Annotated in this window: 10 protein-coding genes; 8 read left to right on the top strand and 2 right to left on the bottom strand. The window is 71.6% G+C overall.

Annotated features, from left to right (window positions below; translation table 11 throughout):
• Positions 1–4 precede the first annotated feature (4 nt).
• The 7 genes from ACP93_RS05470 to ACP93_RS05440 all read left to right on the top strand — a co-directional run bounded on the left by ACP93_RS05470 (position 5) and on the right by ACP93_RS05440 (position 7,550).
• Positions 5–850, top strand: coding sequence for a Wzz/FepE/Etk N-terminal domain-containing protein (locus ACP93_RS05470; protein ID WP_048489856.1), 846 nt, complete (start codon positions 5–7; stop codon positions 848–850).
• A 106-nt stretch (positions 851–956) separates the two neighbouring features.
• Entirely contained in the window at positions 957–1,805 is an 849-nt protein-coding gene (locus ACP93_RS05465; protein ID WP_048489855.1) for a class I SAM-dependent methyltransferase, read from the top strand.
• 2 nt (positions 1,806–1,807) lie between these two features.
• Positions 1,808–3,040, top strand: coding sequence for an amidohydrolase family protein (locus tag ACP93_RS05460; RefSeq protein ID WP_048489758.1), 1,233 nt, complete (start codon positions 1,808–1,810; stop codon positions 3,038–3,040).
• Entirely contained in the window at positions 3,037–3,732 is a 696-nt protein-coding gene (locus tag ACP93_RS05455; RefSeq protein WP_048489757.1) for a class I SAM-dependent methyltransferase, read from the top strand. Before ACP93_RS05460 ends, ACP93_RS05455 begins: the two co-directional genes overlap by 4 nt.
• A 23-nt stretch (positions 3,733–3,755) precedes the next feature.
• The gene (locus ACP93_RS05450; RefSeq protein WP_048489756.1) at positions 3,756–5,267 is read left to right on the top strand and encodes a B12-binding domain-containing radical SAM protein; all 1,512 of its coding nucleotides are present in this window, start codon (positions 3,756–3,758) and stop codon (positions 5,265–5,267) included.
• 1 nt (position 5,268) lies between these two features.
• The gene (locus ACP93_RS05445) at positions 5,269–6,417 is read left to right on the top strand and encodes a glycosyltransferase family 4 protein (RefSeq protein ID WP_204243643.1); all 1,149 of its coding nucleotides are present in this window, start codon (positions 5,269–5,271) and stop codon (positions 6,415–6,417) included.
• On the top strand, positions 6,414–7,550 hold the full coding sequence (locus ACP93_RS05440) for a glycosyltransferase family 4 protein (RefSeq protein WP_048489755.1): 1,137 nt from the start codon (positions 6,414–6,416) through the stop codon (positions 7,548–7,550). The genes ACP93_RS05445 and ACP93_RS05440 overlap by 4 nt, the downstream gene beginning before the upstream one ends.
• A gap of 141 nt (positions 7,551–7,691) precedes the next feature.
• On the opposite strand, the gene ACP93_RS05435 is transcribed toward ACP93_RS05440, so the two are convergent.
• Positions 7,692–8,942 (bottom strand): nucleotidyltransferase family protein, encoded by a 1,251-nt coding sequence (locus ACP93_RS05435; RefSeq protein ID WP_228135967.1) that lies wholly within the window; start codon positions 8,940–8,942, stop codon positions 7,692–7,694.
• 29 nt (positions 8,943–8,971) lie between these two features.
• Entirely contained in the window at positions 8,972–10,480 is a 1,509-nt protein-coding gene (locus ACP93_RS05430) for a B12-binding domain-containing radical SAM protein (protein ID WP_048489754.1), read from the bottom strand.
• Between the two features lie 184 nt (positions 10,481–10,664).
• Here ACP93_RS05430 and ACP93_RS05425 point away from each other — a divergent pair, with 184 nt between their 5' ends.
• Positions 10,665–11,726 (top strand): phosphoenolpyruvate carboxykinase (ATP), encoded by a 1,062-nt coding sequence (locus tag ACP93_RS05425; protein ID WP_048489753.1) that lies wholly within the window; start codon positions 10,665–10,667, stop codon positions 11,724–11,726.
• The last annotated feature ends 67 nt before the right edge of the window (positions 11,727–11,793 follow it).

The following is an 11,793-nucleotide window of genomic DNA, read 5'->3' as shown; positions in this document are numbered from 1 at the left end:
CGCCATGCACCAAGACGAAATCTACCTGATCGACCTGTGGCGGATCCTGCGGCGCGAATGGCGCTGGTGCCTGCTGGCGCTGCTGCTGGCGTTGGCGTTGGCGGCGCTGTTCCTGCACGGCGCGACCCGCCAGTGGCAGGCCACCGCCTGGGTGCAGGTCGGCGAATTCGGCCCGACCCCGGCCGGGCGCGATCCCAAGCTGGAACCGTTCCAGCGGGTGATCGACCGGATCAAGACCCGGCAGTTCCAGGAACAGGCGCTGCGCAGTGCCGGCGTGGCCCTGGACAGCCGCCAGGCCGCGCTGTACCGCGACAGTCTCAAGCTGGATCCGGACCCGTACGCCAACCTGATCCAGCTGACCCTGCGCGCGCAGTCGCCGCAACAGGCACGGCAGCTGGCCACGGCCACCATCGCGCAGCTGCAGGCGCTGCACCAGCGCATCCAGGCCGGCCCGCTGCAACAGGCGCACGCCCGGCTGGAGGACCTGGCTGCCGAACTGGCGGCCACCCAAGCCGAGCGCGAGCGCCTGCTGCAACAGCAGCGCGAGGGCCATGGCAGTACGGAGCAGCAGTTGCTCGGCAACCTGCTGCTGTCGGAGAAGAACAACACGATCCGCAGCCTCAAGGCCGAGCGCGAGGATCTGCTCGGCCGGCTCGGGGCGCGCTACACGTACGACACCTCGGCGCCCTGGGAGACCTATGTGCCGCCGCGCGCGGCGTTCCCCAACCCGGTGCTGGTGCTTGCGGCGGCGCTGCTGGCCGGCCTCGGCGGCGGCGTGCTGGCCGCGGTGGCGCGCAATGCGCTGCGCCGGCGGCAGGCGCGGCCGGCACGAGCGCACGCCGCCGCATAACGGCGTCTCGCCGATTCAACCAAACGCCCCCGCAGCCGCACCTACCTGCAGTCCCGCGCGCTCGATGCGCGGATTCCGACAAGGGCAGGGCAGTGGAGAGGTGCAGGTGACAGCGAATGGCAAGACGGGCGCCGCGGCGCACACGACCACTCTGGATCCGGTGCGATTGCTGGACACGCAGCGCGCCTTCGACAGCGTGGCCGCCGACTACGATGGCCCGCGCGGCAACAACGCGCTGATCCAGCGCATGCGCACCACCTTGTGGGACACGGTCGCCACCCAGTTGCCGGTCGGTTCGCGCCTGGTCGACCTGGGCTGCGGCACCGGCCTGGACCCGCACGCCTTCGCCCAGCGCGGCTACCGCGTGCTGGCCACCGACTGGTCGCCGCAGATGGTCGAGCGCACCCGCGGCCGCGCGCAGGATCCGAGCCTGCACGGCCGGCTCAGCGTGGCGCATGTTGGCATCCAGCAACTGGATCTGCTCGACGGCGAGTTCGACGGCATGTACTCCAACTTCGGCCCGCTCAACTGCGCGCCGGATCTGGACGAGGTCGCCGGCCACTGGGCGCGGCTGCTGCGCCGCGATGGTCGCCTGGTGTTCTCGGTGATCGGTCGCCTGTGCCCGTGGGAGCTGGGTCACTACCTGTTGCGCGGGCGGCTGCGCCGTGCCGCCGTCCGCGCCGCGCGTGGCGCCACCGCGGTGGGCATGAACGGGCATACGATCTGGACCTGGTACTACTTCCCACGCGAGTTCTACCGCGCGTTCGCGCCGCATTTCGAGTTGGAGTCGTACCGCGCGCTCAGCCTGTGCCTGCCGCCGCCGTACCTGGTCGACCACTACCAGCGCCACCCGCGCCTGCGCGAGGCGCTGGGTCGCCTCGACGACCGCGTCGGCGGCTGGCCGCTGCTGCGCGACATGGGCGATCACTTCCTGATCGTGATGCGCAAACGCTGAGCATGGCCGCATCTGCCGCCCCCATCGACATCTGCCTGGAGGGTGCGCGCGTCGCGCATGCCGTCGGCGCGGTGCACGCCCCACTGGCGCTGCGCGCCGGCCGCATCGGCGCGGCGGCCACGCCGGCCGCGCTGCGCATCGATCTGCATGGGGAATTGGTGCTGCCAGGCTTGATCAACGCCCACGAGCATCTGCACGTCAATGCGGTGCCGCCGCTGCCGCAAGCCGCGCCGTTCGCCAACAGCTACGCCTGGATCGACGCCTTCGCCGCGCATTTCCGCACCCCGGCGGTAGCCGCCGCACTGGCCCTGCCCAAGGCGCTGCGGCTGCGCCATGGCGGGTTGAAGAACCTGCTGGCCGGGGTGACCTGCGTGGCCCATCACGACCCCTGGCATGCGGCGCTGGACGCGGCCGACTTCCCGGTGGCGCTGCTGCGCGACTTCGGCTGGAGCTACACCTTGCATGGTCCCGACTACGGGCCGCCGCTGGCGCAGAGCTTCGCCGCGGCGTCCGTCGCCGGCTGGCCGTGGATGATCCATCTGGCCGAAGGCACCGACGCGGTGGCCGCCGGCGAACTCGCCGAGCTGGACCGGCGCGGCTGTCTGGCCGACAACACCGTGCTGATCCACGGGGTGGGCCTGGGCGCGGACGACGTCGCGCGCGTGCTCGCCTGCGGCGCGGCGGTGGTGTGGTGCCCGAGCAGCAACCTGACCCTGCTCGGACGCACCCTCGACCCGCAGCGCCTGAGCGCGGCTGGACGCCTGGCGCTGGGCAGCGATGCGCGGGTCAGCGGCGGCCGCGACCTGCTCGAGGACCTGCGCCTGGCCGCCGCCCATGGGCTGGATGCGACCCAGGCGCTGGCCCTGGTCACGACTGCCGCAGCCGACATCCTGCGCTTGCCGGATCGCGGGCATCTGGCGCCGGGCGCACACGCCGATCTGCTGATCGTCGCCGACCGTGGCGGCGCGCCGGCGCAGAGCCTGGTCGGGCTGCCGCGCAGCGCACTGCGCGCAGTGGTGCGCGACGGGCGGCCGCGGATCGCCGATCCCGATTTCGCGCCGTGGTTCGCCGCCGCCGGCGTGGATACGGTGCCGGTGACGCTGGACGGCGTGCCGAAGCTGCTGGCCGCAGAGCTGGCCGACCCCGCGCTGCTTGCGTTGGAGCCCGGCCTGGAATGCCAGGTTGCACCGCCGCGTTCACGCCTGACGCACCTGTCGCAGGAATGCCACGCATGAGCGCCGTCCCGACCCTCGATCCGCTCGCCGCCTACGCGCTGTGGGCGGGCAGCTACCCGGCGCAGGCACACAACCCGGTGATGCAGGCCGAGCAGCGCGCCATGCTGGCCTTGCTGCCACCCTCGTTGCGCGGCCAGCACGTGCTTGATGCCGGCTGCGGCAGCGGACGCTACCTGCTGCATGCGCTGCAGCGTGGCGCCGAGTACGTCACCGGCGTGGACCTGTCGCCGCAGATGCTGGCACGCGCCGCGCAGGAACTTGGCGACGTCGATGCCGGCCGCTACACGCTGCGCGAAGGCAGCCTGGAGGCTTTGCCGCTTGCCGATGCCAGCGTCGACCTGAGCCTCTGCGCGCTGGCGCTGGGGCATCTGCCGCAGTTGCCGCCGGCCCTGGCCGAGCTGCGCCGCGTCACCCGGCCCGGCGGCTGGGTACTGTGCAGCGACGTGCACCCGATCGGCCCGGCGCTGGGCTGGCGCCGCGACTTCAAGGCCGGCGGCCAGCGCTACGCGGTGCGCCACACCCAGCACCTGTACAGCCACTGGCACGCCGCCTGCGCCGCGCTCGGGTTGGCCATCGACGCGGTCAGCGAACCGATGCTCGACCCGGCGGACATTCCCGCCGGCGCCCATTTCGATCCCGCTGCGTTGCAGGTGCCGGTGGCCCTGGTGCTGCGGCTGCGGCGTTTGCCGTGACTCCCGTCCTGCGTTCGCCCCGTATGTCCTCCACACCCAATACGCTGCTGGTCAATCCCACCATCACCAAGCCGTCCAGCGCCCGCTTTCCGCTGTCGCTGCTGAACCTGGCGGCGGCGCTGGACCGCCACGGCGACAGCCGCATCATCGACGGCAACGTCGACCGCGACTTCATCGACCGCAGCCTGCAGGCGCTGCAGGAACAGCACTACGATGCGGTCGGCATCAGCGTGATGGGCGGGCCGCAACTGGCGCCGTCGATCGCGCTGTCGCAGGCCATCCGCGCGCGCTTCCCGGCGCTGCCGATCGTCTGGGGCGGCTATTTTCCCACGCTGTACCCGGACACCGCGTTGGCCGCGCCGTACGTGGACTACGCGATCCGCGCGCAGGGCGAGGACACCTTGCCGGAACTGCTGGCCGCCTTGCGCGGCGAGGGGCCGACGCTGGCGCAGGTCGATGGACTGTCCTGGAAGAACGACGGCACCGTGGTGCACAACCGCAACCGCGCCTTCCAGCGCGGCGACGCGCTGCCGTCGCTGCCGTACGAAAAGCTCGGCGAGCCGCGCCGCTACCTCGGCCGCACCTTCCTCGGCAATCGCACCGCCTCGCACCAGGCTGCGCTGGGCTGCCGTTTCCGCTGCACCTTCTGCGGGGTGGCGGCGATGTTCGGCGGCGCCACCGCCTTGCCCACGGCGGCACGCCTGGAGCGCGAGCTGGGCTATCTGAAATACGGTCTGGGCGCCGACTCGATCCAGTTCTTCGACCACAACTTCTTCGACCGCGAAGCCGACATGATCCCGCTGCTGGAGGTGATGGCGAAGCTGGAACTGCCGTGGTGGTGCTACGCGCGCGCTGACGCGTTGCTCAACCTCTCCGAGAGCACCTGGAAGCTGGTGCGCAAGAGCCGCCTGCGCATGGCCTACATCGGCGCGGAGTCGCCGAGCGGGGCGATGCTCAAGGAGATCCGCAAGGGCACGCGGCCGGACCAGACCCTGGAAGTGGCCGAGCTTTGCCGGCGCAACGGGGTGATCCCGGAACTGTCGTTCATGGTTGCGCCGCCGCAGGACAGCGAGCGCGAGACCGAGCAGACCTTCGAGTTCATCCGCGAACTGAAGCGGATCAACCCACAGTCGGAGATCATCGTCTACGTGTACACGCCGCTGCCGGAGAGCAGCCGCCACGAGAAGGATCGTGGCCGCCGCCCCAGCATACCTTTGCTCGACCGCCACGGCGTGCCGGTGCAGTTCCCGCGCACGCCGGAGGAGTGGGCGCAGCCGCAGTGGGTGGACTATGCCTGCCACGCCGATGCGCCCTGGCTCAACGATGCGCTGCGCCAGCGCATCCGCGATTTCGTCACCGTGCTCGGCTGCCGCTATCCCACCGCCCAGGACCAGCGCTCGCCGGGCTGGGCCAAGCGCGGCCTCAGCGCACTGGCCGCGTGGCGCTACCGCTACCGGCGCTACGACCGGCCATGGGAACTGAACCTCGCCAACCGGCTGGTGCGCCTGCACCGGCCGCAAGTGTCCGGGATCTAGCATGGCCGGCAACGCTGCCCGCGCCGTGCATGCCGTGCAAGTCAACTTCGTGCCGCTGCCGGACGGCGTGACGTCGGAGCAGGCCTTCGTGCTGTGGCCATCGCTGGCCGACATCGCCGAGGCGGTGGCCAGCGCCGGCACCCGGGTCTCGGTGATCCAGGCCGCCGCGGTCGATGCGCAGCTGCAGCGCAACGGCGTGAACTACCATTTCGTGCGGCGTACCGATGCGGGGCGCCGGCGCCATCTGCGCCGCATCGCCGCGTTGCTGGCCGAGCTCGAGGCCGACGTGGTTCACGTGCACGGCCTGCAGTTCGCGCGCGAGGCGGCGACGCTGGCACGCTGGCGGCCGTCGCGGCCGATCCTGCTGCAGGACCACGCCAACCGTCCGCCGCGCTGGTGGCGGCGGCCGCAGTGGCGGCGCTGGTACGCGGCCGCCGCCGGCATCGCCTTCACCTCGCTGGACCTGGCGCGCGGCTTCGTCGGTGCCGGGCTGTTCGCCGGCTCCACGCGCCTGTTCGCCATCCCCGAATCCAGTTGCCGCTTCACTCCCGGCGAGCGCGACCAGGCGCGGCGCGACAGCGGATTGCATGGCGCGCCCTGCGTGCTGTGGGTCGGCCATCTGAGCGAGGGCAAGGATCCGCTCACCGTGCTCGACGGCGTGGCCCGCGTCAGCGTGCAGTTGCCCGGCATGCAGCTGTTCTGCGCGTTCAGCGATGCGCCGCTGCTGCCGATGGTGCAGCAGCGCATCCAGGCCGATCCGCGCCTGGCCGGCCGCGTGCACTTGCTGGGCCGGGTGGAGCACGCGCAGATCCAGACCCTGATGCGCGCGGCCGACCTGTTCGTGTCGGGCAGCCTGGGCGAGAGCTGCGGCTACGCCGCGCTGGAGGCCTATGCCTGCGGTGCGGTGCCGGTGTTGACCGACATCCCGGCGTTCCGTGCGCTCAGCGATGGCGGCCGGGTCGGCGCGCTATGGCCTTGCGGCGACGCCGAACGCCTGGCGGCCGCGCTGCTGCAGACATCGCGCGACGGACCGTCGCGGGCGTTGGTACGTGCGCATTTCGATGCGCAACTGTCGTTCGCAGCGGTCGGGCGGCGTTGGGCGCGTGCCTATGCGCAACTGCTTGGCGCCACGTCGCGGAGCACGGCATGAAGCTGGCCCTGGTGGTGCCGGGCGGCGTCGACCGCAGCGGCGAGTACCGGGTGATTCCGGCCTTCCTGAGCCTGATCGAACGCCTGGCGCGCGTGCACGACCTGCACGTGTTCGTGCTGCACCAGGAACCGCAGCCGGCGCAATGGGACCTGCTTGGCGCGCGCATCCACAACATCGGCGCGGCGCGCACGCGCTGGCGCGCCATCGCGGCGATCCGCGCCGAGCACCGCCGCACGCCGTTCGACCTGGTGCAGTCGCTGTTCTCCGGCCACTGCAGCCTGATCGCGGTGGCGGCGGCGCGCTGGCTGCGGCGGCCGAGCCTGGTGCACATCGCCGGCGGCGAGCTGGTCGCACTGCACGCGATCGGTTACGGCGGCCGGCGCAAATGGCAGGGGCGGCTGCGCGAGGCATTGGTGTTGCGTCTGGCGAGCGCGGTGACCGCCGCCAGCGCGCCGATCCTCGACAGCCTGCAGGCATTGGGCATCGCCGCCGAACGCGTGCCGCTGGGCGTCGACCTGCGCGCCTGGCCGCCGCGCCCGCCGCGTGCGCGCGGCGACGGACCGGCGCGGCTGCTGCACGTGGCCAGCCTCAACCCGGTCAAGGACCAGACGACCCTGTTGCGCGCACTCGCCGCGCTGGCCCGCACCGACGTCGACTTCCGTATCGACCTGGTCGGCGTGGACACCCTCGACGGCGCGATGCAGCGCCTGGTCGCCACGCTGGGCCTGGGCGAGCGGGTGCGCTTCCTCGGCTTCAAGACCCAGCGCGAACTGCGGCCGCTGGTGGAGGCGGCGGATCTGCTGGTGCTGTCGTCGCTGCACGAAGCCGGGCCGCTGGTGCTGCTGGAAGCGGCGGTGGCCGGGGTGCCGACCGTGGGCACCGCGGTCGGGCATCTGCAGGAGTGGGCGCCCTCGGCGGCGCTGGCGGTGCCGGTCGGCGACTGGGCCGGGCTGGCCGATGCACTCCGGCAGGTGCTCAGCGACGACGAACTGCGCCTGCGCCTGGCCTGGGCGGCGCAATGCCGCGCGGTGCGGGAAGACGCCGACTACAGCGTGCGCAGCTTCACCGCGCTCTACCATCGGCTCTGCGCACCGCGCAACGCCGATGGGCGGCGCGCGGCGCAGAATGGTTGAGGTGTGGCGCGGCGTTTCGGCGCTTCGCCTTTAAGGCGGAATCGTGTCTTGTCGTAGGAGCGGCTTCAGCCGCGACACGCGTTCCCGGCAATGGCTGTCGCGGCTGAAGCCGCTCCTACAACGGTTCTATCAGGGTGTGCGTCAGTCAGAAGATGGCGCATAGCCCTGCAGCGCGGTCCGCACCGCGTACAGCGTGTCCATCCGCGGCACCGGCCGCAGCAGCCGCTGCAGCACACGGCGACGCTGCGGCAGGCGCACCCAGTCCTGGCCCTGCAACCACAACTGGGTGCGGATCATCTCGGCGCGTTCCTGCCGGCTTTCCGCCGAGGGCTGCAGGCGCTGGCGCAGATAGTCCAGCACCTCGCGACCAGAGCGTGCCCACTCGATGCCCGGCAGTGCCGGCAGCCACAATTGCGAGCACGACGCCGCGGTCAGGTCCAGCCCGCGCGCGCGCAGCCGCAGCAGCGGCGGGCATTGCGCACGCAGTTGCTTCAGTACCGCCGACGGAATCGCGGCGCGGTAGTAGTGCAGCATCAGCCGCAGCGGCGGCCATGCCCACCAGGCATCGGCGCCGGTCAGCACGTGCCAGTCGCTGGCGCGCATGCGCGGCGCGAGCAGGGCCAGGTCGTGCAGGTGCATCAGCCGCAGGCTGCGGCTGCACAGCCCGCCGGCCGCGTGCAGCAGCAGGTGGCGCATCAGCGCGCCGTTGCTCGGGTAGGGATTCAGGCCGGGCTTGCCGTCGTGCGGCAGGATCTGCACGCCGAGGTCGACGGTGCGCAGCGGCAGGCGCTCCTGGATGCGCACGTGCAGTTCGATATTGATCGGGGCGTCGCGGTGCTCGCCCAGTGCCGGCACGGCCTGCGCCTGCGCCGGGCGGAATGTCTGGTGCTTCCACTGCACGAACTCGGCCACGTAGCCCAGCGCGGCGAGCAGCGTGGCGGCGCGCTCGGCGTCCTTGGGGCGTACCAGCAGGTCGATGTCGGCCATCGGACGGTCGCCGGGCCGATAGAGGCCTAGCGCATGCAGCGCCGCGCCCTTCAGCGGCACGATCGCCAGGCCGGCGGTCTGCGCCAGGGCGTCGATCCGCTGCAGCAGCGCGGCGATGCGCTGGTAGCGATGCGCCACGTGCTCGCGTTGCCCGTCCAGGAACGCGCGCCATGGTCGGTCCGGCCACTGCGAGCGCTGGCTCAGCAATGGCGCTACGCCGTGCGCGACAGCCGCCGCTGCGGCCAGTTGCCAATGCAGACCGCTCCAGTCCGGCATCGCCGCACCAGGGCGTGCCAGCTCGTGCGCCAGGGTTTCGGTGACCAGGCGCAGGCCACGGCCGATGCGCCGCAGCGGCAGATGCGCCGGCGTCGCCGCGGGTGCCGCTGTCGGCAGGTCGGCCGCCATGGCCGGATTCGGCGGCGTCGTCAGGTCGCTCATGCGCGCTGCACCAGGGGAATGCGGCGGCCGCTACCGGCGGCGACGGCCTCGGCTGCCGGCACTGGTGGCGCCTCGGTCCGGTGCTGCGCCTCGCGCGCGATCAGCGCCGCCCAGTCGGCTTCCAGCGCTGCCCAGTCCTGCGCGTGCGCCAGCGCCGGGCACGCATCCTCGCGGCATTGCAGGTCCACCTGCCGGTGCAGCAGATCGCGCACCTGGCGATAGAACGCCGAGTCGTAGGCACCGCGGAACATCATCGCCAGGTCGTCGCTGTCCTGCCAGTGCGTCTTGCGCCCGAGCTGGTCCTTGACCTGTTGATAGAACACGGTGCCGGGCAGGGGATAGGACACGCTGACGCCGATGTCGTCCGGGCGCGCCTGCGCCACCAGCCGGCGCGTGGCGAGGATGTCGTCGAGTTGCTCGTCCAGGTAACCCAGCTGCAGGAAGAAGCCGACGCGGATGCCCTGCGCGCCCAGCCGCTGGCGCGCGGCAATCACGCCATCCACGTCGGTGCCCTTGGTCATCTTGTCGAGGATGCGCTGGCTGCCGCTCTCCGCGCCGATCCAGGCTTCGCGGCAGCCGGCCCGCGCCAGGGCCGCGGTCATGCGCTCGCTGCACAGGTCGGCGCGGGTCTGGATGGTGAAGGGCACCGTGCCGTCGGCGGCGGCCAGCGCGTCGGCGAAGTCCTCCACCCAGTCGATGTGGAAGCCGAAGATATCGTCGGCCATCCACACATGGTCGGGCGCGAAGTTGCGCTTGAGCTGGGTCATCTCCGCGGCCACGTCCTGCGCCTCGCGGCGCTTGTAGTGATTGCCCCAGATCGGCTTGGCGCACCAGTTGCAGCGGAACGGGCAACCGCGCGATGCAGCCATGTTCAGGCTGAAATGGCCGTGTTGCTGCTGCCAGAACGCGCGGTAGCGCGCGATGTCCAGCAGGTCCCAGGCCGCCGTTACCGACAGCCGCGGATCCGGCGGCCGCGCGCCGATCTGTGCGCGCTTGAGCTGCGGCATCGCCGCGCTGGCCACCTCGGCGATGCCGGCCACCCAGCGCGCCGGGTCGATGTCCGGTTCCGCCTGCAGGCGCGCCACCAGTTCCAGCAAGGCCGCGATGCCTTCGCCGATCAATACCGCGTCGGCGCCGGCAGCGAGAAACGCCTCCGGATGGTCCGATGCATCGGAGCCGGCGACGATCACCCGGCTGCCGCCGGCGCGCGCCTCGGCGATCATCCGGCACGCGGCCTCGCGCATCCGGCTCAGGCACATCTTGGTGAGGAAGTTGAAGTTGTCCTCGTAGAACACCACCAGGTCCGGCCGCTGCGTGCGGACGGCATGGTCGTAGTCCTCCACGCCCTCGGCGAGCATCGCGTCGAACAGCGTCACCTGGTGTCCGTGCTGGCGCAGCAGCGAAGCCACCTGCAGCGTGGCCAGCGGCGGGTACGGCTTGCCGCGTTCCCATTGCTTGGGGTCGTAGCGCAGGAAGTAGGAGTGGCTGACCTGGATCTTGAGCATCGGCGAAAGGTCTCATTCGGCGCCGCGGGGGAGGGGCGCATGCAGCGATGGCCGCGCGCAGGTGGCCGTGGCGGTAGGTGCCGTGGCTGCGGCGTTTGGTTGCGCGAAACACCGGCATCGCCCGCGCAACCTTTGGCCGTGGCAGGCGCACCCACGCTGCATTCACCCAAGCGACTCTTCTCCGATGCAGCGATCGACCGTGCGTGTTCTGGAGGTGGAAACAAGCGACCACGCCACGCCTGTCGCCACCGCGGGCGGTGCCTGCGATCCGTTCCACACCCGGCTGCGGCGCCCGCACACGCTCAGCAAGCAACTGCTCGGCGGCCGCTTCCACTTCGAGAGCAACAGTCCGGCGCTGCTGGCGTTGGTGGAAGCGGCATTCGGGGCGGTGCCGGCGCATCGCCTGCCGGAGAGCGCCGCATTCCGCATCGAGCTGACCCTGGTGGACCGCGGCGACGCGCCCTACGCGCTGGCAATGGAGCCGCCGCCGGTACAGACCCATTCCGGCGCGGGTGTGCTGAGCGGGGTGATCGATGCGCACAACTACGTCGTGCTGGTGCCCGAGCAGCGCAGGGCATTGATCGTGGTGTCCGAGGACATGCTCGCGCACGCCTACCACGTGCGTTACGAGCTGATCGAGTTCGCCGTGTTCGTGCTTGCCGCGCACGGCATGCGCCTGGTGCCGCTGCACGGCGCCTGCGTCGGCCGCGATGGCCGCGGCGTGCTGCTGCTTGGCGGCAGCGGCGCCGGCAAGTCGACCCTGGCGCTGCACAGCCTGCTGCGTGGGCTGGAGTTCCTTGCCGAGGACGCGCTGTTCGTCGCCCCGCAATACCTGCTCGCCACCGGCATCGGCAACTTCCTGCATCTGCGGCCGGAACTGTTGCACCTGCTTGATGCGCATACCCGCGCCTGGATCGCCGCGGCGCCGATGATCCGCCGCCGCAGCGGCGCGCTGAAGCACGAGGTGGACATCCGCCAGGGCGAGGGGCGCCTGGCACAGGCGCCGTTGCGGCTGGCCGCGGCCGTGTTCGTCTCGTCCACCATGGCCGCCGATCCGCAGCGGCTGCTGCAGCCGCTGCCCGACGCGGACGTGGCGGCACGCCTGGCCGCAGACCAGCCCTATGCCGCGGGCCAGCCGCACTGGCCGTTGTTCGCGCGCCAGTTGCAGCGGCTGGGCGTGTACGAACTGCAGCGCGGCACGCATCCGGAGGCCTCGGTCGATGCGGTGCAGACACTGTTGGCCTGATCCCTTGCTGGACGTGACGATGCCGACGACGCGCATCGCCGACGCAGGGGAGTGGGGACGGCGCACC

Source organism: Xanthomonas sp. NCPPB 1128 (genome assembly GCF_001043115.1).
GTDB lineage: Bacteria > Pseudomonadota > Gammaproteobacteria > Xanthomonadales > Xanthomonadaceae > Xanthomonas_A.
The sequence above is the reverse complement of the archived record's forward strand: the minus strand, read 5'-3'. Positions and strand labels throughout refer to the sequence as shown.